We start from the raw sequence: 24,502 nt of genomic DNA on the forward strand, positions 1-24,502 counted from the left end.
GGCTTACCTCAGGCGCTCAGGGTGGCGCCGCCGTCGACGACCAGATCCTGCAGCGTGATATGGCTGGCCAAGTCCGAGGCCAGGAAGAGCACTGTATTGGCGATCTCCGCCGGGGTGGCGATTTTGCGCAGGGGAATACCGAGCTTGAACTGCTCCGGCAGCCCGGCAATGGTGCGAGCCATGGCCCCCTCGTCCGGCAGCATGCCGCGCAACATGGGGGTATCCGTCGAGCCCGGCGACACCAGGTTGACCCGCACGCCGAAGGGGGCCAGCTCCAGCCCTACCGTCTGGGTCAGGCTGGTGACCGCCGCCTTGGAGGCGCAGTAGGCCGCCATCTGCATGCGCGGCACATGGGCGGCGTTGGAGCCTATGGTGACGATGGCGCCGCGCCGCTGCGTCTTGAAGTGGGGCACCAAGGCCCGCAGCAGATAGAAGACGCCGGTGGCGTTGACCGTCATGCAGTCGTGCCAATCCTGGTCGCTCAAGTTTTCGGTGGGGCCGAGGCGCAGCACCCCGGCCCCGTTGACCAGCACATCCAGCCCGCCGTCCGCCAGCAGCGCTGCGCAGCAGGCGTTGACCGCCTTCGAATCGCCGATGTCGAGCAGCCGGGTGGCATAGGGGTAGTCTGCCTCGGGGAACGCCAGATCCAGCCCCACCACGGCGGCGCCGGCGGCCACGAACTGCTCGGCCACCTCGCGCCCTATGCCACGGCCAGCTCCGGTCACCCAGACCCGCTTGCCACTGAAATCAAAGGCCATTGCTTGTTGCTCCTTGCTCATCACCACACCATCTCCACGCTCTCTTCGTCCTCGGAAAGCAGGCCGTCGAGGAAGCGGCAGAAGTCGTCCAGACGGGGGTGGTCGAACACATCGGAGACCTTGACCTGCACCCCGAACTCGGCACCGAGCCGGTTCACTATCTGTATGGTCTGCAGGGACTGGCCCCCCAGCTCGAAGAAGTTGTCCCCCGGCGCCATGGTGGCCAGCCCCAGGATCTGCTGCCAGATGGCGCCGACCCGGTTCTCGGTTTCACTGCCGAGGGTCAGTGCCTCATCCGTGGACTGGTACTGAGCCAGCAGGGCCTTGCGATCCAGCTTGTTGGAGCCGGTGCGGGGCAGCTGGTCATAGTGACGATAGTCGGTGGGGATCATGGCGGCGGGCAGCACTTTGGCGAGCTGCGCCTTGATGACGCGGCTGTCGCGCTCGGAGCCGGCCACGAAGGCCACCAGCCGGCGCACGCTGCCGATGCTCACCCCCTGCACGCAGGCCTCGTCCACCCCGGGCAGGGCCAGCAGTTGAGCCTCCACCTCGCCGGGCTGGATGCGATAGCCGCTGATCTTGAACTCGTTGTCGCGCCGGCCCAGATAGACCAGCCGGCCGGCCTCCAGCCGCACCCGATCGCCTGTGCGATAGACGGGCAGCGCCTGCTCACCGACCCTAAGGGTGTCAAAACCGCCCTGCGCACTCTGCACATTTGCGCTCTGCGCGCTGCCCACATAGCCGTTGGCAAGCTGCGGGCCGAACAGCACCAGCTCCCCCTCGCTGGCGGGTTGCTCCCCCGCTCCCAGGATGAGCGCCTGCATGCCGGACAGCGGCAGACCTATGGGCAGTTGGGCCTGGTTTGGGTCTTCCTGCTGCAGCTCCTGGGTAGTGACCACCACTGTGGTCTCGGTGGGGCCATAGGTGTTGAACAGACGCACATCAGAGCGACCCTGGCGCTGCCACTGGGCCAGTTGCTCGGGGTAAACCGCCTCGCCGCCTATGATGACGGTGGCAAGAGAGGCCGGAATGTGGGCCTGGCCCGCCGTCAGCGCCACCACCCACTCGTTCCAGAAGGCGGTGGGCAGATCGAGGTGGGTGATTTCCATCTGCTCCACCCCGGCCGCGAAGGCGGCCATGGATTCGAGCAGGGCGTCGGTGCGCAGCACCAGGGTGGCACCGGCGCTCAAGGTGGCGAACACCTCCTCTATGCTGGCGTCGAAATTGAAGGGGGCAAATTGCAGCATCCGCGCGCCCTCGTTCAGGTGATAGCGGCAGCGGGCGGCAGCGGCGAAGTGATCGAGCGCCCCGTGGCTGACCGCCACCCCCTTGGGCAGGCCGGTCGAGCCCGAGGTGAACATCAGGTAGGCGACGGCGCGACCAGCGGCCGGCTGATTGAGCCGGTTGTCGCTCACCAGATCCCCCGCCAGGAGAGTGCGCCCCTCGAACAGGCTGGCCAGCTTGTGACGATACTCGGCCTGGGTGATCAGGGTCTTGACCTCGCCCAGGCGCAGTATATGGCCCTGGCGCTCCAGCGGCTGCTCGGGGTCGAGGGGCACGTAGACGGCGCCCGCCAGCAACACCGCCAGCTGGGCGAAGATGGCCTGGGGGCTGCGGGCCAGCATGACGCCGACCCGATCCCCCGGCTGCACGCCGGACGCCTGCAGGGCTGCCGCCATCTGCTCGCAGCGGGCCAGCAGCGCCTCGTAGCTGACGCTCGCCTCCCCTTGTATCAGGGCAATCTTGTTCGGGGTCTGGGCGGCGAAGTGGCAGAGCGCGTCCAGCACAGGGCGCACCTTGATCACTTCGTGAGCCGGAGCCGTGATCATGGCTCCCAGCCGCTGCTCGGCCAGCCAGTCGGCCTTGAGGGTCCCCAAAGTCTGAGCGGGCTGGGCCAGCCAGCGGGCCAGCAGGGCGAACAGGGTATCGGCGATGGTCGCCAGATCTTGCTGCTGGTAACAGCCGGGGTTGGCGTCCAGATCCAGTCTGGGCTGTCCATCCGCGCCAACCTGCACCTCTATGGTGAGATCCTCCACCGGCCCGGCGCTGATGTTAAGGATATGGGCGCTGAGCGGCCCGAAGCGGCGGGCGTGATCGAACGGCATGATGTTGACCAGGGGGCCGAACAATCGCTTGTCGCCCCCCACCAGGCCAAGGTCGCGGCGCAGCAGTTCGTAGCGGTAGTGCTGGTGCTTGCGCACGCCGCGCTTGGCCCTGGCCACGGCGCCGGCCGCCCCCGCCAGATCCAGTTCTTCACCTAGCGCCAGCGCCAACGGGGTGATGTTCATCTGCATGCAGGGCACTGTCAGGGAGGCAGACCCGATGCGGTTCATCATCATCAGGCCAAGCAACGTTTGTTGCTGGCCACTGGCAAGGGAGAGCTGGGCCGATAGGCCGGCCAGCAGCAGATCGGGCCAACCCAGCTTGTGCTCGTCGGCAAAGCCGGTCAGCGCCTGCCACAGCGCCGCCGGCAGCGGGCGACTCTCACGAATAAACGCGGCGGCGATGGGCGCGCGGGTGTCACCAAAGGATTTCACATCGGGCCAAGCCTGCAATTGCTCCTGCCAGAAACTGCGGGCGGCGGCGTTCTTGCCGCTATCCTCGCGGGCCAGCTCTTCTGCCAGCACCTCATCCAGCAGGCCAAACGGCGATGGCGACGGCACAGCCCCTGCCAGCCCTTCGCCATAGAGTTCGGCGATACGCTGGAACAGCAAGGTGGTGCCAAAGCCGTCCAGCGCTATGTGGTGCACGCAGCTGTAGAGGTAATCCCGACCGGGGCCACGCAGCAGGGCGAAGCGACAGGGAGCCTCTTCGGTTAGTTTGAACGGGCGGCGCAGATCTGCCCATGCCCAGGCGCGGGCAGCTGCCTCGTCGTCACTCGCAAGGTTCACCTCGCCATAGGCGAGTGGCGCCTCGTCCGAGACGAAGCAGACCGCCTCCCCATCGTCTTCGAAGTGGCCCTTGAGCGCCTCGCACTCACCCACAGCCCGGGTGAGCGCAGCCACCAGCACGGCCACGTCGACCTTGCCATCAAAGGCGATGCACTCGGCGGTGTTGAACATGGCCTTGTCGTCGTTGAGCAAGTGACCAGACCAGAGCCCCTGCTGGGGTATGGTCAGAAGGAAGCGGCTCATGGGGTCACCTCCAGCGCCTGTGCTGCCAGCTTGGCCTCGATCAAACGCCACCAGCCGTTGAGGGTCGGCAGCTTAGCCAAGTCCACGAAGCCCAGCTCCACCCCGGCGGCACGCCACTCTGTGAGCAGAGACATGATGCGCACCGAATCCAGGCCGTAGTCGATGAGGTTCTCGTCCGGGTCAAACTCCCCTTCGTCTTCATCGATATGGCTCAACAGCCGCGCTTTGAGTCCCTCATACGTCAACAACGGATGGGTCTGGACGGAAGCTGGTGCAAGTGCCAGCACCTCCTCGCAGGGGATCACCTTGCCGCAGCGGGTCGCCACGTAGTCGAGCGCCATCTGGTGATCAGCCAGGGAGAAGTCCGCTATCCCGTCTGCCAGGAAGAAGGGCTGGATGTCGCGCATGAAGGCGTCACAGGCGGTCATCATGCAGCCAATATGGCCGTAGATGCCGCCTATGATGAGCTGATCCCGCCCCAGGTCTTTGAGCATCTGTTCGAGTTCGGAGCGCTGGAAGGCGCTGTAGCGCCACTTGACCAGCACTGTGTCGTCACGCTCCGGGCGCAGCCCTGCCACCACCTGTTGCAGCTCGGGACTCTTGTTCAGACCCGGCCCCCACATGTCGTTGAGCAGGGCGCGATCTTCGGGGGATTGATCCTTGGGCTGGGCCGTGTAGTAGACAGGGATGCCGAGGGCCTTGCACTGTTTGCGCACGGCGGCGAGCCGCTCGGTAAGGGCCTGGATCAGCGGGCTGTTCTCACCATAAAACGCGGTGAAGTACTCCTGCATGTCGTGGATCAGCAGGGCGGCGCGCTTGGGGTTCAGGGTCCAGTTGACCTTGTTGGCCTTCCACTGGCTGGGCATGGCGTAGTTGTTCAGGGTTGGGATAGCCATAACGTCATGATTCCTTATTCGTTTTATGCGGTTGTCAGGGGCTGGTTGGCGGCGATGAGGTGCGCAATGCGCGCCCGCAGCCCCTGCTTGTCAATCTTGCCCACCGCCGTCATGGGCAGAGCATCCAGGGTTTCGAAACGGTCGGGCAGCTTGAAGTCCGCCACGCCTCGCTCACGCAGAAACTTGCGCAAGGCCAGCGGCTTCAAGGCGGGATCCGTGCTGACGATAAAGGCGCAGCTCTTCTCCCCCATGGCGCTGTCGGGCATGGAGACCAGGGCCGCCTGGGTGATGGCCGGGTGGTACAGCAGCTGGTTTTCCACCTCTTCCGCCGCGATTTTCTCGCCGCCCCGGTTGATCTGATCCTTCTGCCGCCCCACGACCGTGAGGTAGCCATCGGCATCCTGTACCACCAGATCCCCGGAGCAGTAGAAGCCATCGGCATCGAACACACGGGCGTTGTGGGCCTGGCTCTGGTAGTAACCGCGGAAGGTGTAGGGACCACGAGTGTGCAGGGCGCCGGGCTGGCCCGGGGTGACCGGGTTGCCCGCCTCGTCCAGAATGCGCACCTCGTCATCCGGGCTCATGGGGCGGCCCTGGGTGTGAATGATCTTCTCGTCGGGGTCCGAGAGCCGGGTGTAGTTGACCAACCCCTCCGCCATGCCGAACACCTGTTGCAGCCGGCAGCCGAGCAGCGGGGTGATCTTTCTGGCCACCGCCTCGGCCAGCTTGGCACCGCCCACCTGCAGCAAGTCGAGGCTGGCGAGCTGACTGCGCACTGACGGATCAGATTCGGCGGCCTGCAACCAGAGAGAGACGGCCGGTGGCACCAGAGAAGTCAGGTTGACCTGGTGGCGGGCAATCAGCGGAAAACAGCTCATGGGGCCGGGATCCGGCGCCAGCACCACAGCGCCGCCCGCCTCGAACACACCGAGCGCCCCGGGGGAGCTCAAGGGGAAGTTGTGGGGAGCCGGCAGGGCACACAGATAACGGGTATGGGGGCCGAGTCCACAGATTTCATTGCTTCTGCGCACGCTGTAGTAGTAGTCGTCATGGGTGCGCGGTATGAGCTTGGGGGTGCCGGTACTGCCGCCGGAGAGCTGGAAGAAGGCCACCTCGTCCGCCGGACTCGGGCCATAGGCGGAGACGGCCAATCCCTCGCTCTTGGTCAGATCACTCAGCCAATGGGTCAGCCCCAGTTCCCCGCTCTCGCCATTGAGCAGCACCAGCTCGGCACCTATGCCTCGCAGCAGGTCACTGTGGCGATCCCCGCTTGCAAACAGCGGATGGGCTAGCGAGCCGATAAAGAGGCGGGGGGTGATCTGCTCGGCGTAAGAGGCCAGCTCCAGCCGGTTGTGGCTAAAGAGCGCGTTGACCGGCGCTATGCCTGCTTTGAGCAGGGCGAAGAACACCAGATAGAATTCGGCCACATTGGGCAGCTGCACCAGGGCTGTGTCCCCGACCCCCAGACCATGGCGGGCCAATCGCCCGGCCAGTCGGCTCGAGACAGCGTCCAGCTCGCGATAACTAAAACTGCGTTCGCCGCAGAGGATGGCGGTGGCATCCGGCGCCACTTCGCATTGGCGATCCAGCATGGCGGTCAGCGGCTCGCCGCGCCAATAGCCCTTGGCACGGTACTGCTCCGCCAAGGCTTCGGGCCAGCGGGTATAGGGCAGGAAGCGGTTGGCCTGAGTCATTGCGCCACCTCCAGATCCAGACCAAGAGCGTTGAGCATGGTACCCAGCTTGGTGCCGGTCTCGGCCCACTCCATGGCGGGATCCGAGCCTGCCACTATGCCGGCGCCGGCAAACAGCTCCACCTGATGGCCATCGAGCACGCCGCAGCGGATCACCACGGCCCACTCGCCATTGCCCTGGCTGTCACACCAGCCGACGATGCCACTGAACAGGGCACGCCTGAAGGGTTCCTGCTCGCGGATGAACTGGCGCGCCAGCTCGGTGGGATAACCGCACAGAGCCGGGGTCGGATGCAGCTGGCAAGCCAGGGAGAGCACAGAAGCCTGCCCCGCATGCAGCTGACCGGCGATGGGCGTGCCCAGATGCCAGAGAGTATCCGTGCTCATCAGGGTAGGATTGGCGGGAATGGCCAGCTCGCGACAGTGGGGGGTCAGCACCCGGCGGATCTCGTCGATCACCAGGCGGTGTTCATGCTGATCCTTGCGGGAGGCCAGCAGATCCCGGGCCACCTGTTGGTCCTGCGCCGGCTCGCCACCGCGCTTGGCAGAGCCCGCCAGCGGGTGGGTGAAGACCTCTCCCCCGCTGACCCGCAACAGCAGCTCGGGGCTGGCGCCGAGCAGACGGCGATCTTGCCCGAGCGGCAGGGAGAAGTGGAAGGCATGGGGATTCTGGCTCATCAGGCGGGCCAGCACCTGCTCGGGATCGGCTGGCTTGTGCAGCGTGAGCGATAGCTTGCGCGACAGCACCACCTTGGAGAGACGACCTTGTGCAAACGCATCCAGCGCCGAGCTGACCGATGCTTTGAACTCGGCCGCCGCCGGTGTGCTCTGTACCGAAATGACCTGGTTGCTCGCAGGTGCGCTGGCCAGGGCGGCTTTGGCTGCAAACGTCATCGGCTCGGAGGCCATGCGCACGCCCCGTTCATAGCGACCAGGCACATAGAGGCAGGAGGCTTCGGCCGGATCGAAGGCGAAGGCACCGATCAGCAGCGGATTGGCTTGCCCTGCGGCCTCGGCCGCCGCCAGCGCCCGGGCTATCTGTCGCTCCAGCAAGGGCCATTCACAGGCGGGCGTGGTGATAGGCTGGCCCAGGTCGTAGGCACTGATCGTGCCCTGACCTGAGGTAAACAAGAAATCGGGCGGGGACGCAGCCTGGGCAGGCGCGCTATTTTCCATCACAAGAGTATCCACGTTACACCCTCAAACATGATTCAAAATGATAATGATTATCAATTTGTATTTGTGCGGCGGTAAAATACTCGCTTTGAAATCACCCGGTCAATGGGATTTTTATATCGTTAAAACGGGAACTTATCTGTGGATATTGGGTGGGCCGCGCCAGCCGCGGGCTGCCTTGTCATTACACCCGCAGTTACTCGTATGAAGACGCAGCTCACACCCCATATGAGGCTGCGACAAAAACGGGGGCTAGGTGCTCATGCTGGCAGCCGGGGGCGTTTCCCCCTAAGATGGCGCCATCTTTTTGGTCATGTATCTCAACTCACGGAACTGTCGATGTTAAAGCACCTGCTTCTGCCTCCCCTCAGCCTGCTGCTGGCAGCCTGTTCGCTCACCCAGTACAACGTCAGCGAAAGCGAAATCAACCAATACCTCAAAGAGAGGGTCGCCTTCGAGAAACAGCTGGGGATCCCCGGCATCATGTCGAGCAAGGTTCGACTCGACGAGATGCAGAGCCGCATCGGCCGCAGCCGCGCCGATCGGGTAGAGCTGGATGCTGCCGGTGATCTGCAGGTCAGCAGCCCCCTTGGCAGCCAGCAGATGAAGATCCGCTTCTCCCTCAGCGCCCGCCCCGACTATCTGGCCGAACAGGGTGCCATCTATCTGCGCGATCTGGAGCTAGTCTCGGTCAAGACGGAGCCAGCCGACGTGGGCGCCGCCCTCACTCCCCTGCTCTCCACCTTCAACCAGTCCCTCTCCCTGTTCTTCTCCCAGACCCCCGTCTACCGGCTGGATGGCCGTCGCAAAAACGAAGCCAGGATCAAAGACAAGATAGAGGCACTCAAGGTAGAACCGGGTCGACTGGTCATCCCCTTCAAGCTGCTGTGACCCTCTGGCCGCGCCCCTCTTCTCTTCAACCCCAGGGGCGCGGTTTTTTCTTCTCAAGCTCCCCCCTTTGTCTCATAATGCACACCATTCTCATTTAGATTCATGAGAAGCGTCATAATAAAATCAAACATATGGTGAGAAGGGACATGAGAAAAACCGTACTGGTACAGGCGATCGCCTGCGCACTGCTCAGTGGCGCCGCACAGGCTGCCGTCAAGGTGGAAGACAAGACGTTCAACACAGCCGCCAACATGCTGGCCTATACCGAATTTGAGCTCTCCGGCGAGCCGCTAGCCGAAGCGCTGGGACTGGATCTGGATATGCTGGATGCCAACCGCGCCGATGAGCCGACCCCGTTCGACTTTGCCGCCGGCATCGAATCCTATGAATATTCCGAAGAGGCCATGTACGCGCTGAACTATCAGTCCGGCATGGGCCCCCATCTGGTGAACGGTCCGCAAAACCTGGCCCGCGGCGGCACCCTGGCCGACCTCGGCAAGCGGGTGCTGGCCATGGCCGAGGCCGTCGGCTTCCCGGCCGATGAAGTGCCACAGGGCATGTATCCCCTCTCCCTGCCCTATGCTTCCGCCAATCCGGAGTTTGCCCAGGCGGTAAACACCACCCCGGTCAACGGCGATCAGGTCACCATCAAGACCGCCAAGGGCACAGAGAAAACCGTCAAGACCCAGGTGCCCGCCTATTTTCGTGACTACGCCACCCTGCGCTGGAGCGGTGCCGACAACCTGCTGAACCCGGCGGCCGTGGGCGGCATACTGCTCAAGGAAGTGATGTGGTCCCAGGACTTCCTCGGCGGCATGCACGTGGCCGAGAGCGATGAAGAGGTGGAAGCCGCGTCCGCCACCATGGATCAGGACGGCAAGCACAAGCTCGGCGTCTCTGCCGCCGACGGCTTCAACGGCATGATGCTGACCGAGCAGTCCATAGACAAGCTGGCCATCATGCAGGGCCAGCTCGGCTTCGATGGCAAACAACTTGGCGCCAACATCACACCGCAATACGATCCGTCCAAGGGGATCGTCTACTTCCCCCATCAGGTGAAAGTGACCGAAACCAGCAAGAATGACGTAGGTGCCATCGGCAAGCTGGAAGTGGTGGATAGCTCAGCCCAGCTGCGCGATGCCTGGTTGATGCTGTGGCCGCTCTCCGAATTCTACGCCTTCAGCGATCAACGCACGGCCAACACCAACCAGAACCCGGCCTTCCACGCCGTGTTTGACGGTGCCCCGTTCGCCGCTGCGCCTGCCGCCAACAAGGGCAGCGATGCCGCCAAGCTGGTGGCAGGGGAAGATGCCTTCTCCCTGGCGCTGAACCTCTCCGGCATGGTGTTCAAGAACCTCAACGCCCTGCACTTCGAGCCCAAGGCCGGTACCCTGGTCGACAGCTGGCAAGCCGGCAAACAGGGCAAGCACGTCACCACTTTCGACGCCGCTTACGCCCTGGTCGCCTTGCAGATTTTCCAGCGGGCGCAGGATGCTCTGCCGGTCGGTTATGCCGCCGGTGACAACGGCGAGCTGAATCTGAAAACCGCGCAAGGCCAGCAGGCGCTGGTGCTCATTCGCCAGCAGGCTGATTTCATTCTTGGCCAGTTGATGGGCAAGAACGGCCTGGTGTATGACGGCCTGACTCTGGGTGGCAAGCCGGATGCGGGTCAATCTGTGGATGCGCAATTTGCCGCCGTGCGCGGGCTGACCGCGGCCTTCCTGGCCACCTCCGATGCCAAGTACCGCAATGCAGCACGCGAGCTGTTCATCGCGACCGACAAGGCGTACTTCAATGCCAAGGCCGGCACCTGGCTTGCGGGCAAGCAGGGTGAATACACTCCCTGGACCCAGGCCGCCATCTCTGGCGCCCTGCGTGCTGCCATGCTGAACCTGCGCAACGAAGGCACGGAGAAGGCCCCCGAGCTGGAGCTGGCACAGCTGACCCAGCGCTATGTGGGCTGGTTCCGTGGCACAGTCAACGGTGGCATGCAGATGGCCGAGTGGATCGGCGACTCCGGTGAAAACGTCATCGAAGGGGCCGGTGGCGACACCGATGAAGACGGCGTGCCGCAAGTCACCGCCGCCGGTGGCAAGCACGGCACCGCCATGGTGATGGCCGCCAAGGCCATTGTGAGCGAGAAATAAGTCCGCGAGTAAATCCAGCGAGCACACCATAAAGAAAGGGAGCCGATTCGGCTCCCTTTGCATTACAACGTCTGACACAGTTTCAAGCTTCTCTCTCACGCCAGCTTGGCCAGCATCTCCTTGGTCACCAGCACGATTCCCTGCTCTGAACGGTAGAAGCGACGCACATCCTCATCGGCGTTCTCACCCACCACCAGTCCATCTGGCAACACGCAGCCTTTATCCACCACCACCCGGCGCAGACGGCAACCGGCACCTATCTCGACACCGGGGAAAATCACCGCCTGATCCAGGGTACAGAAGGAGTGCACCCGCACATTGGTAAAGAGCACAGAGTTGAGTACGAAAGAGCCGCTGACAATCGAGCCCCCCGCGAACATGGAGTTGATGGTCATGCCGTGCTGGCCGTTTCTGTCCTGCACGAATTTGGCGGGGGGAGACATGTTCTGGCTGGTCCAGATGGGCCAGCTCTCGTCATAGATGTCGAGCTCGGGCACCACAGAGGCGAGATCCATGTTCGCCTCCCAGAACGAATCCAGGGTCCCCACGTCACGCCAGTAGGGTTCCTGCCCCTCCTTGGCACCGACACAGGACATGGTGAAGGGGTGGGCAAACGCCTTGCCCTCGCCCACGATGCGCGGGATCAGGTCCATGCCGAAGTCATGCTTGGACTCCAGATTGTTGATGTCCTCTTCAAGCAGCTGATAGAGATACTCCGCCTCGAAGATATAGATGCCCATGGAGGCCAGGGAGCGATCTTCGCAGCCGGGCATGGCCGGTGGATTGGCCGGTTTCTCCACGAAGGCGCGGATCTTGCGCTGCTCGTCTATGTCCATGACACCGAAGGCAGACGCCTCGGCGCGCGGCACCTCGATACAGGCCACTGTCACCTTGGCACCGAGGCGCACATGATCGAGCAGCATGGCGGCGTAATCCATCTTGTAGATGTGATCCCCCGCCAGCACCACTATGTATTTGGGACCGTAGTCGCGAATGATGTCGACGTTCTGATAGATGGCATCGGCGGTGCCGCGATACCAGTGCACCTCGTCCACCCGCTGCTGGGCGGGCAACAGGTCGATGAATTCGTTCATCTGGTAGCGCAGGAAGGACCAGCCCGATTGCAGGTGGCGCAGCAGGCTGTGGGACTTGTACTGGGTCACCACACCTACCCGGCGAATGCCGGAATTGATGCAGTTGGAGAGCACGAAATCGATGATCCGGAACTTGCCGCCGAAATGGACGGCAGGCTTGGCGCGGTTGTCAGTCAACTGCTTCAAGCGACTGCCGCGTCCCCCCGCGAGCACCAAGGCCATACTCTGATTCAATAGTTGCCGTGCTTTGGCAGTATTTACGGGTTCTAACAACATAATTACCTCTGCCTTGTTTGATCTATTTTCAACCCATCTTCGCCTTTTTAAGGGCTTATGAAAGTGGTTTCACTCACATTTAGCCGATTTCAATTGGCCCTTTTCCAGGAGTTGAGCGGTATCCCATGCTTTGCGTCGTGAGCTTGGTTAGAATTTCAGCATCACAAACATCATCAAGGATGACAAGATGTTGAACAAGCTCGGGAGTAACCTGTTACTGATCGCAGCCGTCACCTGTGCTCCTCTGCTGCTGTTGCAAGGCATCTGGCTCGCCGCACAGGCAACCCCTCTCACCCTGACACTCATTCTTGGCACCTCCCTGCTCGGTTTCGGACTGCTGTTCATGCTGGCCTATCGCGCCCGCAATGCCGAGCGGGCCCAGCAGGACCGCGTCTGGATCAAAGCCCTGCAACTGCGTGACCCTGCGGTTCTGGAGACGGCAGAGGCCCAGGCGGCACTGCAGCAGTTGCTTTCTCACTTCAATGAAGCCGATCTTGATGCCCATCGCCAGATAGACGAGCTGCACAATCTGGCGACTCAGGATGAACTGACCCAGCTGCAAAACCGCCACGCATTTCGCCGCGACATGACGGCTCTGCTGCAACGGGATCAGGATACCCAGAGCGCCACCCTGGTGCTGATCCGTGCCACCGAGCTTGGCAAACTCAATGCCCAGCGCGGCTTTCAGTCGGGGGATGCCTATATCAAGGACATCGCCAATCTGATCACCCGGGTGGTGAGCCGCTTTCCCGGCCATCAGGTTTACCGTATCTCGGGGGCCGACTTCGCCGTGCTGGTGCAGCCGGTGGCCAACATACCGCCCCCTCTGCTCGGGCGAGACCTGAAGATTGCCTTTGACCACTATCAACAGCAGCACGAGCTGGAGAGCGCCGCCTATTCGGGGCTGACGCGCCTGAGCAGCGGGCAGAAAATAGAAGCCATACTGGCGCGGGCCGATCTGGCACTCGCTCGTGCCCAGACGGAGACGGTCAACGGCTGGGCCATCCAGCAGGACGATGATGAGGTAGTCGACTTGCAGGGTCAGCACCACTGGAAACTGGTGCTCAACGAGCTGCTGGATCAGGAACGGATAAGCTTCACCTATCAACCCATTCAACCCATGCACCGCAGCATGCTGGCCTACAACGAGATTTATACCCGCTTCAGCAGTGCTGACGGCACTGTGCTGCCAACGGACACCCTGTTTGCCATGGCCCAGCGCCTCGACATGGTGATGAAGCTGGAACAGATGCTGGTGGTTCACATCATGCGCCAGTACCGGGCGTTTGGTGCCAACCAGAGCCGCTGGGGCATCAACCTCTCCAGCAACCTGTTGCAAAACAGCACCTTCCTGATCTGGCTGGACAGGCAGCTGCTCAAGGATCCCAACACCAGCGCCAATCTGGTGTTCGAACTGGATGAGGAGCATCTGGAGCGCAACATGACGGGGGCCAAACGGGTGTTCGAGCTGCTCAGGCGCAACGGCAGTCGCTCCGCCATCTGCAACTTCGGCAAGGGAATAGGGTCATTCAACCTGTTTCGTGAGCTCAAACCCGATTACATCAAGCTGGATCCCGCCCTCATCACAGGGCTGGAGCAGGATCTGACCAACCAGCAGTTCGTGCGGATGATCGTCGATGTGTCACACCGCATGGGTTGCCAGGTGATAGCGGAAGGGGTGGAGCAACTGGGGCAGAAGCAATTGCTGCAAGGCATGTATGTGGACGGATTGCAGGGCTATCTGATCGCCAGGCCGCAACCGCTGCGACCGGACATCAGCCAGCTGGGGCTGTTTACTGAGGACGTTTCAACTTCAGCAGAGTCAGAATGATGTCGTTGAGCTGGCGATAGCGCTCCAGCTCTTTCTGATCGTAACGGGTCGCCAGCGTGGTGGGATTGTGGCGATTCTTGAGGTAACGGTTGATCTGCAGGCGATTGAAACCCGCCACCTGATAGATTTGACCCAGCAGCGCATTGAGCTCTTCATGTTCAAAGCCGGCTCTGGCGAGGTAATCGGTCTGGGCCGGGCTCTCCAGCTGGCTGCTCTGCCTGGCGATACGGCCAGTCTCCTGCAAATAAGAGAGCCACTGTTCCACATAGAGGGGCTTGCTGCCGGCCAGCAGATTGAAGAAACCGACCGCATCACAGCGACAGTCGGCGAGCAGCAGCACCGCCAGTTTATCGTCATCACAGCTGAAGGTGACAGGGCCTGTCTGCCCCCAGTCCAGCGCCTGGACCCGGATCTCGGCACGCTCCCCTGCAACGCCGGTTACGTCAAATACAAACATGGCTCCTCCCGATCGGCAAAAGAGTGATGATGGACCATCCCCCTGACAGGTGCAAAGCCAAATCGCCTTTTAATCCATCATGATGGCGCTGGGCCACAAAAAAACCGACATCCTTTAAGGATATCGGTTCTTTGTTGCTGCCGGTGACCTTGTTAGGGGCCATCCATCAATGCAGAACTGTTCAGGCGTCCAGTTCAACCAGCGCCTTGGCCAGTTCGATGGGCTCGAGCTCCTGGCCTTCCAGATCCGCATTCCAGTTCGGGCCGATCAGCACATCGTCCTCGTTCAGGTCGTTGATCCAGATGTCGAGGAACTCTTCCAGCTCGATCACTTCCGGCTCGTAGTCAGCCCACTCGTCTACGCAGTGCAGGCGGGCATCTACTTCGGCGGACCAAAGCGGCATCACATCGGCATCTTCGAATTCGGCAGAGCGGCAGACAACCCAGTCTTCACCGTAACGCAAGCCCCAGACCTGACCCGACTCGCGGACTTCTTCGATGAACAGTTTGAAATTGGCGTCAAGATTGTCAGTTAGTTTGCTCATGGGGTCTCTCTCTTACAGGCTGTCGGCCAGTGCTGGCCAAGAATGGGGCAGATGGTGTCCCAAAAGCCCCCCAGACTCAAGTCAAATCCCTAAAAAGGCGGGAGCCTCCCTCATTAAGTGCGATATCTCCCCACCAGGGCACTCAGCTCATCGCTGGAGTGAGCCAAGGTACCTGCCGCCTGCCCTGTGCGCTGATTTTCAGCCAGTGCCTTGTTGGCAAGCTGGGTGATGGCGGAGAGGCGCTGCGTGATCTCGTCCGTCGATCGACTCTGCTCGCTGGCGGCCTCGGCTATCTGATTGTTCATGGCCATGATGGTGCCGACCGCCTCATCAATGTCACCGATGGCGCCCTCGGCATCCCCGGCCTTCTCTGCCGTCGAACGCGAGAGTTGTTGCAACTGCCCAATCCCGGTCGCCACCTTGCCAGCCCCCTCTTGTAACCGCTGGATCATCTGCCGGATCTCGTCGGTCGAGTTATGGGTGCGGGTCGCCAGTGTACGCACCTCATCGGCCACCACCGCAAATCCACGCCCCTGTTCACCGGCCCGCGCCGCTTCAATGGCCGCATTGAGCGCCAGCAAGTTGGTCTGCTCGGCGATCCCCCTTATCACGTCAAGCACTGAGCCTATCTGCTTGGTGTCCTGCTCGAGGCGCGCCACCGCCTGCACTGTCTCCTCCATCTCATCGGCCAGTTGCCCTATGGTGGCAATGGTCTGCGCTACGACCTGGCGGCCATGCTGAGCCAGGTGCTGCGCCGTGTCGGCTGCCGTTGCGGCCTGCTCGGCATTCACGCCGACGGCGCGACTGCTGATGGTCATCTGGGCCATGGCATCGGCGACCCGCAAGGTATCCTGCTCCTGATCCGTGACGATGGCGCTGGTTCGCACCACAACCTGCTCCAGTTGATGAGCCGCCTCCCGGTTCTGATAGGCGATCTGCTGGGTGCGAGCCACCAGCTGGGCCATCTGGTTGGCAAAGAGGTTGAAATTGGCCGACAGCAGACTCACCTCGTCTCGTCCGCTCTCTGGCAGACGAAAACGCAGATCACCCTCGCCCTTTGCAATATTGCCTAGGGCAGAGACGGACTGAGCCAGCGGTGTCACTATGCTGCGCCCAATCAGGGTCACGGCGCCCAGCAACAGCAAGGCCAAGACGGCACCGATCCCCAACAGGGTGCGCAACACATCCTGATACTGGGCATCGACATCATCCACATAGACACCGGTACCGATGATCCAGTCCCAGGGGGCAAAGAGCTTGACGTAGGAGATCTTGCGAACCGGCTCGTCAACGCCGGGTTTGGGCCAGTAGTAAGCCACCTCACCACCGGCAGCCTGCTGCTTGACCCGCTCGACAAAGGCAACGAACAGCTTGAGCCCCTGCTTGTCTTCCACCCCGGAGAGATCCTTGCCATCGAGTTCGGGTTTCATGGGATGCATCACCATGGTGGGGTGACTGTCATTGACCCAGAAATAGTCGTCCTGGCCATACCGCAATCCCCGCAGGGCCGCCAGGGCCTGGGTCCTGGCACTAGCGTCGTCCAGCTCACCCTGTCTTGCCCTCGCCTCGAAACCGGCAACCAGACTGTAGGCGGTCTCCACCTGGGCGCGGGTCTGATTGCTCTTCTCCGCCATCAATCCCTGATGATAAACCCGCAGGCTGGTAACGAGGAGCGCAGCCACTATGACCAGCACCATCAACGCCACCAGCAATAACCGGTGGCCAATACTCCATTGCCTCAACATAGCGTGAACCCGACCTTGGTACAGTTTGTTAACAAGGTATGTCGCCAGCTTGATAAATGTCCATGACCATAGCCAAATGAGCGTCAGAAACATGATCCAGCCCCAAAACAGAAAGGCGCCCTTGTTGGGCGCCTTTCTCGATACGGGAAAACGGGGGGATCAACGCTCCCAGTAAACCTCTTCCAGACTGTCTTCCTTCTCGGGCAGACCACGGGAAAGACGGGGGCTGCTCTGGGCCAGCACTTCATAGCTCACCCGGTTGGCATACTTGCACACCTGGGCCAGGGAGGAGTAGGTCAAGAACTCGGACAGGTGCTTGGCGGAGTTCGGCACATTCATCCGGTGATAGGCGTTGGCCACCATGTCATGCAACACGGCAGACAGGGCACCATCCCCTGCCCCGTTGGTGTTCTTGATCTTCTCCGGGCCCCCCATGTAAGGGGAGATGTGGGAGTAGATGCGCGCCGGATTGCGGCACTTGTCACGGGCCATGGGGCGGCTGAACTCATACATGTTGAACTCGGGGATGACGCCGGGCAACAAGGTATGGGTGGTCTCGCGCTTGTAGTCTTCCTCGGTGTAACTCGCCATGTAGAGGCCGATGGGGCCTGCGGTGCAGAGCACCATGTCGGCCCAGTCCAGCGCCTTGTCGGCTGCGCCGAGGGGATCGGCGATGCCGGTCAGGGCCTCGGCCTCATCTTCATTCATCGCAAGCACTGTCACGTTCTCGGCGATGAAATCGCGCCACCACTGGGGATTGCCTTCAATCACGAAGCGGGTGCCCAAGGTCAGTACCACGGGCACACCGGCCTCGCGGGCGTAGCGCACGGCGGCCATGGCGGCCTCCTTCATGGGCGTGCCATCTTCACCGCGCACCAGATAGGCGGTGATCACCAGAGCGGAGGACTCCTTGATGATGGCTTCGGGAATGTGCGCCACATCGAGGTGATCCATCTTGCCGGCATTGATGCCGAAACTGCGCTCTCCCCCTTCGGTAATGAAGGTGAAGCAGCGACCGACCGGGCCGTTGACCGGCTGCAGGTAGTCGAGATTGACGCGAGAAGAGGTATTGCACAGATAGCGGTAGGCGTAGCTGCCGATGCGGATGTCCTGGCTCATGACCCCGAGCAGGATGGAATGGGAGTCGGCCAGCACTGAGTAGTTGTGCATTGTGTTGCCAATGGTGCCACCGGCAAACTCGCTCACCACCATGTTGTTGGCCTTGAGCTCTTCGTAAACACGCTCGGCCACGTCGTCGCTGATCACCACTGAGTGGCCTTTGCTCAGGCCATAACGGTTCAGGAAGTCTTCATCCACATGGGCTTCGATGTCCACCAGTGTCTGATCGATACCCACTACATAGGCTTTGCCCAGTTCGGTAAGCAGGGGATTTTGCGGGATCAGAGGATCGCGTCTGTCGACCGGGAAGTAGTGTTTGGACTTGCGCTGACCGGGAAATTTCATGGCAATCTTCTGTGCTCTGGGGGAAAGAGGGGCGGGATTTTAACACAATCCGCCGTGCCGAAAAGTCGCCTGATTAAAATATGGGGTCAGTATAGACAAGGGCTGCAGAGGAAAACGTTTACCAGGATTCATCTTAAAAACCACCTCGCAGGGAGGTGGTTTTTCGGGTCGGCCGAGACGAGGCGATCAGCCGAACGAGAGCCCCTGTACCAGTGCCAGCACAGAAAACAGCCCCAGTGCCAGCCAGAACAACAGGGTGCCAAACAGCCGCGGCATGTTGGGGGCCTTGGGGATCTGGATACCGATGGCGTGCAGGATGCGCCCCACCAGCAGGCAAAGACCGCCGACATGGAGCCAGAATGCCCCCGCCCCCGCCAGTTCACACAGGGCCATCAGCAGCAGGGTCAGCGGCACATACTCGGCGAAGTTGCAATGAGCCCGGATCGCGGAGCGCATCTCGGGCGCCTCCCCTTCCCCTATCATCACCTTGAACTGGGCACGGCGCTTGACCACCCAGAAGGAGAGCAACAGAAACAGCAGCCCCAGCAGGCCTGCGTAAATCAACGTGATATGCATCATCATGACACTCCTTATCCTTGGGTTCTGAACGCGGGAAACTTATGCCAGCTGGCGGCATATGAAAGAGACCATCATGCCAGCTCGCGGCAAATAAGGGAGACCATCATGCGAATATGAGCCTGATCGCTGTTGAGCGCAGGTATGTATTCGAACTGCTCGCCACCGGCTTCCATGAAGATCTCCCGGTTCTGCACTTCGATCTCTTCCAGGGTTTCGAGGCAGTCGGCGGCAAAGGCCGGGCAGACCACATCGAGCCGCTTGATGCCCGCTGCCGGCAAACCGGCGATGGTCACATCTGTGTAGGGTTTGAGCCACTCCTCCTTGCCAAAGCGGGACTGGAAACAGGCCGTCCACTGCCCGGCTTCAAGCTCGAGTGCCTCGGCCAGCAAGGCGGCGGTACGACGACACTGGTGACCATAAGGGTCGCCTTCGTTTTCGTAACGCTCGGGAATGCCGTGAAACGACATCAGCAGATGCTCGCCCTTACCGTGCTGCTCCCAATGGCGGCGCACGCTCATGGCCAGCGCCTGAATGTATTCGGGGTGGGCATGGTAATCACGAATGAGCCGCACCACAGGCAGGTTGCGCTCTTTCTTCATCGCCTTGGCCCAGGCATCAAACACAGAGGCTGTGGTGCTGACCGAATATTGTGGATAGAGCGGCAACAGTATCACCCGGTTGACCCCCTTGGCCTTGAGCGCCTGCCAGCCATCGTCCATGGAGGGCGAGCCATAGGTCATGGCCAGTTCCACCGGCACATCGACCCCTTCCCGCTTGAGCTCCTGCTCCAGCGCAGCACGCTGCTGCTTGCTGATCACCATCAAGGGTGAACCCTGCTCGGTCCACACCTGCTGATAAAGCTTGGCGACTCTGGGGGAGCGGGTTGGCAATATGATGAAGTGGAGCAGCGGGCACCAGAGATAGCGAGGCAAGTCGACCACTCGCGGGTCGTGCAGAAACTGGCTGAGAAAGGCCTTGACGGCCGCCGTGGTTGGCGCGGCTGGGGTACCCAGATTGACCAGCAAGATCCCGGTTTTTGTGGTCACGATTGCTTCCTGTCTTTCTGTTGTTCTATCTGAATGCAAGAAAGGGCCCTGCATGGACCCTTGTCTAATGGCACAGTGCCATTGCTCATTTTCGCAATGTCGGGCTTAGCCCAGGATGCTCGCCAGCTGCTTGCTGACCTGATCCACCGGCTGGGTACCATCAATCTTGACGTAACGGGTGTTGCCCGCCTCCGCCTCTTTACCGTAGAAACCGATGAGCGGCGCAGTCTGCTGATGATACACATCCAGACGCTTGCGCACTGTGGTCTCTTCGTCGTCGGCACGGATCACCAGATCTTCGCCGGTCACATCATCCTTGCCTTCCACTTTCGGCGGGTTGAACACCACGTGGTAGGTACGGCCGGAGCCGGAGTGAACGCGACGACCACTCATGCGCTTGACGATCTCTTCGTCCGGCACATCGAATTCCAGCACGAAATCGACCACGACACCGGCATCCTTCATGGCTTGCGCCTGGGGAATGGTGCGCGGGAAACCGTCCAGCAGGAAGCCGTTGGCGCAATCTGGTTGGGCAATACGCTCTTTGACCAGGCCGATGATGATGTCGTCAGAGACGAGCTGACCTGCGTCCATCACGGCTTTGGCCTTGAGGCCCAGCTCGGTGCCCGCCTTGATCGCCGCACGCAGCATGTCGCCGGTGGAGATCTGCGGAATACCGTGTTTTTCCATGATGAACTGAGCCTGGGTACCTTTGCCGGCACCCGGAGCCCCCAACAGAACAATGCGCATACACGCTCCTATTGATTGGTTATTCAATTCTTGAGAAGGCAAAAAACTACACGGTTTCGCTCATTTTCACAAGCTTGCCCCGTGTGAGTGGCTTATTTTTCACCATGTTCCCGAAGCGGCGATACGACTCAAGCCGCAATGCTGCCCTGAAAAAATGAGTGAAAATGCAGCAGCCCTCAATAACGAAGAGAGGCGCCTGCCGTTTGTCGGACAAGCGCCACATAAAAAAAGCCCACTGCATGCAGTGGGCCGAAACATCATGCCTGGAGTAGCAGACGGTTGATACGGGAGACGAAGCTCGCCGGATCATTCAGACCGCCCTGCTCTGCCAACTGGGCCTGTTCGTGCAGCAGGGTGACCCACTCGCCAAACAGCGCCTCGTCTTCGATGGTGTCGAGTTTCTTCACCAGAGCGTGATCCGGGTTCAGCTCCAGAATGTACTTCTGCTCCGGCACCGGCTGGCCGGCGGCACGCATCAGCTTGATCATCTGGGTGCTCATGCCGTGGTTATCGGTGACGATGCAAGACGGCGAATCGGTCAGACGGTGGGTGACACGTACCTCTTTCACCGCTTCACCCAGGCTGGTCTTGACCCGCTCCACCAGGCCGGCGTTGGCCTTCTCGGCATCGATCTGCGCCTGCTTGGCGGCTTCATCTTCCAGATCGCCCAGATCCAGCTCGCCACGGGTGACGGAGACCAGCTGCTTGCCATCGAACTCGGTCAGGTGGCTCATCAGCCACTCGTCCACACGCTCCCACATCAGCAGCACTTCGACGCCCTTCTTGCGGAAGATCTCGAGGTGCGGGCTGTTCTTGGCGGCCGCGTAGGAGTCAGCGGTGATGTAGTAAATCTTCTGCTGGCCTTCCTTCATGCGGCCAACATAATCCTCGAGAGAGACGGTCTGGGCTTCGCCGTCGCCCGCCGTGCTGGCAAAGCGCAAGAGCTTGGCGATCTCTTCGCGGTTGGCGTAATCCTCGGCCGGGCCTTCTTTCAAGACATTGCCGAATTCGCTCCAGAACTTGGCGTACTTCTCGGCGTCATCCTTGGCCAGTTTGGCCAGCATGGTCAGCACCCGCTTGGAGCAGGCCTTGCGCAGGGAGACGGTCACCTTGTTGTCTTGCAGAATTTCACGGCTGACGTTGAGCGGCAGATCGTTGGAATCCAGCACCCCTTTCACAAACCGGAGATACGTCGGCATAAACTGCTCGGCGTCATCCATGATGAAGACGCGCTGCACGTAAAGCTTCAGGCCGTGCTTCTGCTCGCGGTTGTAGAGATCGAACGGTGCACGGGCCGGCACGTAGAGCAGGCTGGTGTACTCCTGCGCCCCTTCCACCCGGTTGTGACCCCACAAGAGCGGATCTTCGAAATCGTGAGCAACGTGCTTGTAGAACTCCTGATACTCCTCGTCCTTGATCTCTTTCGGGTTGCGGGTCCAGAGTGCGGTAGCGCGGTTGACCTGCTCCCACTCGCCCGGCGTGCCGACGACGGTCTCGCCATCTTCTTCGCGATCCGGGGTGCCCTCTTTGAACATCTCCACCGGCACGCTGATGTGGTCGGAATACTTGGCAACCACGGCGCGCAGACGCCAGTCGTCGAGGAACTCTTCCTCTTCGGCACGCAGGTGCAGGATGACGTCAGTACCACGGCCTTCCTTGGTCACATCGGCCACGGTGAAAGAGCCTTCCCCTTCCGATTCCCACTGCACGCCCTGCTCTGGAGCAGTACCGGCGGCGCGGGAGACCACTGTCACCTTGTCGGCGACGATGAAGGCGGAGTAGAAGCCCACACCAAACTGACCGATCAGCTGGGAATCGCGGCCCTGATCACCGGACAAGTTCTTGAAGAACTCGGCAGTGCCGGACTTGGCGATGGTGCCCAGATGCTCGATCACCTGATCACGGGTCATACCGATACCGTTATCAGAGATGGTCAGGGTCCGATTTTCTTTATCAACCACCAGGCGAACGCGCAACTGGCCGTCGTTTTCAAACAAAGAGGCATCGGAAAGCGCCTTGAAGCGCAGCTTGTCCGCCGCATCGGAGGCGTTGGAGATCAGCTCGCGCAGGAACACTTCTTTGTTGGAGTAGAGGCTGTGGGCCATCAGGCTCAGCAGTTGTTTGACTTCAGTCTGAAACCCGTGGGTTTCGGCATGAACGCTTTGGGTCATCGACACTATCCTCAGGCGATTCGGGTTGAACATATTCCTGATACAAGATGGGGCCGTGGATCCCCATTTCAAGGGGGAAAAATATCTTGGCAGTGCGAATGGCGATTTTTACGCCAACGCCCACGATGTGCCGCACAGCCGCCAAACAAAAACCCGCCGAAGCGGGTTTGAGAAACAGTGAGCCTGGCGCGGACTCAGTTCAGGGGCTGACGCGGACTCAATTAAGAGGCTGACGCCCCATCAAGGAATGAGAGAGGGTGGTGCCATCCACCAGCTCCAGCTCGCCCCCTACCGGCACCCCATGGGCAATCCGGCTCACCTTGACCCCGGCAGTGCGGGCCATGTCGGCGATATACCAGGCGGTGGCGTCCCCTTCGATGGTGGGGTTGGTGGCCAGGATCAGCTCGCTGATGGACTCCGCCTTCAGACGCCGCTCCAGGATCTCCAGCCCCAGCTCCTCGGGGCCGATGCCATCGAGGGGGGACAGGTGCCCCATCAGCACGAAGTAACGGCCGGAGAACTGACCTGTGTGTTCGATGGCAGCCACATCCGCCGGGCTCTCCACCACACACAGCAAGCCGCTCTCTTCGCGCTTGGGATTGGCGCAGATCTCGCAAAGCGCATTCTCGGTGAAGGTGCGGCAGTGGCTGCAGTGGCCTATCTCGGTCAGCGCCCGGTTGAGCAGCTGGGCCAGACGCAAGCCGCCGCTGCGCTCGCGCTCGAGCAGGGTAAAGGCCATGCGCTGGGCCGACTTGGGGCCGACACCCGGCAGCACCTGCAGGGCCTTCATCATCTCATCCAGCAGGGGGCTGAATTTCATGGGCTAAGTATCCTTTGACGCTGTGTCGGCGGGCGGCGACCTCAGGCACCCCTTGTGGGTACGGGTTGCGCTTCGCCCGGCCGAACCAATCTTGTTGGCGCAGGACTATACCCGAGCCGCCCCCCGTCCGCCAATGGCCTTGTGCCTGCCAACCCTCGCAAACCACCGATCGGATAACCCGGCATCCATGGCTGCACTACTACCCCAGCCCGATGCGCTGACGACCGCTGTAGATCTCGGCGCGGCCGGGGCGGCAAAAGCCCACCAGGGTGAGCCCGGTCTGCTCCGCCCGCTCGACCGCGAGTTCGGTGGCGGCCGAGATGGCGAGCAGGATCTCCACGCCGGCACTGGCGCACTTTTGCACCATCTCGAAGCTGGCGCGGCTGGTCACCAGGATGGCGCCGTCACGCCGACCGGTGCGCTGCAGGTGCCCCACCAGCTTGTCGAGCGCTATGTGGCGCCCCACGTCCTCGCGAATGGCGAGAATATTGCCCTCCCCGTCCACATGGACGGCGGCATGGGTGGCGCCCGTGCTCTGCCCCAGCAACTGCAAGGGCCGCAGCGCCGCCAGTACCTTGTCGATCAGGGTCACCTCGAAGCGCTGGCTGTCCGGCAGCCGCGCCAAGGTGCGCACCACCTGCTCCAGGCTTTCGCTGCCACAGATGCCGCACCCCGTGCGCCCGGCCAGGGTGCGCCGCTTCTCTTTGAGACGATGAACGCAGCGGTTGGCCAGGGTGATATGCAGCTCGATCCCCTGACAGCCGTCAACTTGCTCGATATCGTGGATGTCCTGCAGGCCGTCGATGATCCCCTCTGAGAGCGAAAAGCCGATGGCAAAGTCCTCCAGATCGGCGGCCGAACACATCATGACGCTGTGGGCGATGCCGTTGTAAACCAGCGCCACCGGGGTTTCGCAGGGCAGCTGCATGGCGCTGTCCGTGGTGACACCGTCGCGCTGGTAATGGACCACCTCCCGGTGGGCGCAAAGCGCCTGCGGGGTATCGCTATCGAGTTCGAGCAACATCTGTGG

19 protein-coding genes are annotated in these 24,502 nt (G+C 61.5%); 3 read left to right on the forward strand and 16 right to left on the reverse strand.

Going from position 1 to position 24,502, the window contains the following annotated elements; translation table 11 throughout:
• Positions 1 to 8 precede the first annotated feature (8 nt).
• The 5 genes from amoA to AACX78_RS13920 are packed head-to-tail and all read right to left on the reverse strand — an operon-like array spanning position 9 to position 7,672.
• The gene (gene amoA, locus AACX78_RS13900; RefSeq protein WP_159166562.1) at positions 9 to 758 is read right to left on the reverse strand and encodes an amonabactin biosynthesis protein AmoA; all 750 of its coding nucleotides are present in this window, start codon (positions 756 to 758) and stop codon (positions 9 to 11) included.
• A 20-nt stretch (positions 759 to 778) separates the two neighbouring features.
• The gene (gene amoF / locus AACX78_RS13905) at positions 779 to 3,892 is read right to left on the reverse strand and encodes an amonabactin biosynthesis non-ribosomal peptide synthetase AmoF (RefSeq protein WP_159166563.1); all 3,114 of its coding nucleotides are present in this window, start codon (positions 3,890 to 3,892) and stop codon (positions 779 to 781) included.
• Positions 3,889 to 4,788: an isochorismatase family protein gene (locus AACX78_RS13910; protein WP_159166564.1), complete on the reverse strand. Its 900-nt coding sequence runs from the start codon at positions 4,786 to 4,788 to the stop codon at positions 3,889 to 3,891. The genes amoF and AACX78_RS13910 overlap by 4 nt, the downstream gene beginning before the upstream one ends.
• Before the next feature lie 23 nt (positions 4,789 to 4,811).
• Positions 4,812 to 6,482 carry a (2,3-dihydroxybenzoyl)adenylate synthase gene (locus AACX78_RS13915; RefSeq protein ID WP_159166565.1) on the reverse strand — a complete coding sequence of 557 codons (1,671 nt, stop codon included), beginning with the start codon at positions 6,480 to 6,482 and terminating at the stop codon, positions 4,812 to 4,814.
• On the reverse strand, positions 6,479 to 7,672 hold the full coding sequence (locus tag AACX78_RS13920; RefSeq protein WP_159166566.1) for an isochorismate synthase: 1,194 nt from the start codon (positions 7,670 to 7,672) through the stop codon (positions 6,479 to 6,481). Before AACX78_RS13920 ends, AACX78_RS13915 begins: the two co-directional genes overlap by 4 nt.
• A 324-nt stretch (positions 7,673 to 7,996) precedes the next feature.
• On the opposite strand from AACX78_RS13920, the gene AACX78_RS13925 reads away from it, so the two are divergent.
• Both AACX78_RS13925 and AACX78_RS13930 read left to right on the forward strand, forming a co-directional pair.
• Entirely contained in the window at positions 7,997 to 8,548 is a 552-nt protein-coding gene (locus AACX78_RS13925) for a lipoprotein (protein ID WP_159166567.1), read from the forward strand.
• 146 nt (positions 8,549 to 8,694) lie between these two features.
• On the forward strand, positions 8,695 to 10,695 hold the full coding sequence (locus tag AACX78_RS13930) for a hypothetical protein (protein ID WP_159166568.1): 2,001 nt from the start codon (positions 8,695 to 8,697) through the stop codon (positions 10,693 to 10,695).
• A gap of 95 nt (positions 10,696 to 10,790) precedes the next feature.
• Here the strand turns inward: AACX78_RS13930 and glgC are convergent, their stop codons facing one another.
• On the reverse strand, positions 10,791 to 12,065 hold the full coding sequence (gene glgC / locus AACX78_RS13935) for a glucose-1-phosphate adenylyltransferase (protein WP_087755565.1): 1,275 nt from the start codon (positions 12,063 to 12,065) through the stop codon (positions 10,791 to 10,793).
• A gap of 187 nt (positions 12,066 to 12,252) precedes the next feature.
• On the opposite strand from glgC, the gene AACX78_RS13940 reads away from it, so the two are divergent.
• Positions 12,253 to 13,896, forward strand: coding sequence for an EAL domain-containing protein (locus AACX78_RS13940; RefSeq protein WP_159166569.1), 1,644 nt, complete (start codon positions 12,253 to 12,255; stop codon positions 13,894 to 13,896).
• Here the strand turns inward: AACX78_RS13940 and AACX78_RS13945 are convergent.
• From AACX78_RS13945 to fdhD, 10 genes are all read right to left on the reverse strand, one after another.
• A complete protein-coding gene (locus AACX78_RS13945) occupies positions 13,859 to 14,353 on the reverse strand; it encodes a hypothetical protein (RefSeq protein WP_159166570.1) in 495 nt (164 codons plus the stop codon). The genes AACX78_RS13940 and AACX78_RS13945 overlap by 38 nt on opposite strands.
• A 181-nt stretch (positions 14,354 to 14,534) precedes the next feature.
• Entirely contained in the window at positions 14,535 to 14,897 is a 363-nt protein-coding gene (locus tag AACX78_RS13950; RefSeq protein ID WP_005315249.1) for a DUF2750 domain-containing protein, read from the reverse strand.
• A 113-nt stretch (positions 14,898 to 15,010) separates the two neighbouring features.
• Positions 15,011 to 16,642 carry a methyl-accepting chemotaxis protein gene (locus AACX78_RS13955; protein ID WP_159166571.1) on the reverse strand — a complete coding sequence of 544 codons (1,632 nt, stop codon included), beginning with the start codon at positions 16,640 to 16,642 and terminating at the stop codon, positions 15,011 to 15,013.
• 159 nt (positions 16,643 to 16,801) lie between these two features.
• On the reverse strand, positions 16,802 to 18,106 hold the full coding sequence (locus tag AACX78_RS13960; RefSeq protein WP_021139168.1) for an inosine/guanosine kinase: 1,305 nt from the start codon (positions 18,104 to 18,106) through the stop codon (positions 16,802 to 16,804).
• 186 nt (positions 18,107 to 18,292) lie between these two features.
• On the reverse strand, positions 18,293 to 18,685 hold the full coding sequence (locus AACX78_RS13965; RefSeq protein ID WP_159167531.1) for an MAPEG family protein: 393 nt from the start codon (positions 18,683 to 18,685) through the stop codon (positions 18,293 to 18,295).
• 71 nt (positions 18,686 to 18,756) lie between these two features.
• Positions 18,757 to 19,731 (reverse strand): ferrochelatase, encoded by a 975-nt coding sequence (gene hemH, locus AACX78_RS13970; protein ID WP_201302859.1) that lies wholly within the window; start codon positions 19,729 to 19,731, stop codon positions 18,757 to 18,759.
• A 105-nt stretch (positions 19,732 to 19,836) separates the two neighbouring features.
• Positions 19,837 to 20,481 carry an adenylate kinase gene (gene adk, locus AACX78_RS13975; protein ID WP_021139171.1) on the reverse strand — a complete coding sequence of 215 codons (645 nt, stop codon included), beginning with the start codon at positions 20,479 to 20,481 and terminating at the stop codon, positions 19,837 to 19,839.
• Positions 20,482 to 20,738: 257 nt separating this feature from the next.
• Positions 20,739 to 22,652 (reverse strand): molecular chaperone HtpG, encoded by a 1,914-nt coding sequence (gene htpG, locus AACX78_RS13980; RefSeq protein ID WP_159166573.1) that lies wholly within the window; start codon positions 22,650 to 22,652, stop codon positions 20,739 to 20,741.
• A gap of 217 nt (positions 22,653 to 22,869) precedes the next feature.
• Entirely contained in the window at positions 22,870 to 23,472 is a 603-nt protein-coding gene (gene recR, locus AACX78_RS13985) for a recombination mediator RecR (RefSeq protein ID WP_021139174.1), read from the reverse strand.
• Between the two features lie 199 nt (positions 23,473 to 23,671).
• On the reverse strand, positions 23,672 to 24,496 hold the full coding sequence (gene fdhD / locus AACX78_RS13990; protein ID WP_087755561.1) for a formate dehydrogenase accessory sulfurtransferase FdhD: 825 nt from the start codon (positions 24,494 to 24,496) through the stop codon (positions 23,672 to 23,674).
• Between the last annotated feature and the right edge of the window lie 6 nt (positions 24,497 to 24,502).

The sequence above is a fragment of the Aeromonas sp. 9A genome (assembly GCF_963900955.1).
In the GTDB taxonomy this organism is placed as follows: Bacteria; Pseudomonadota; Gammaproteobacteria; order Enterobacterales; family Aeromonadaceae; genus Aeromonas; species Aeromonas salmonicida.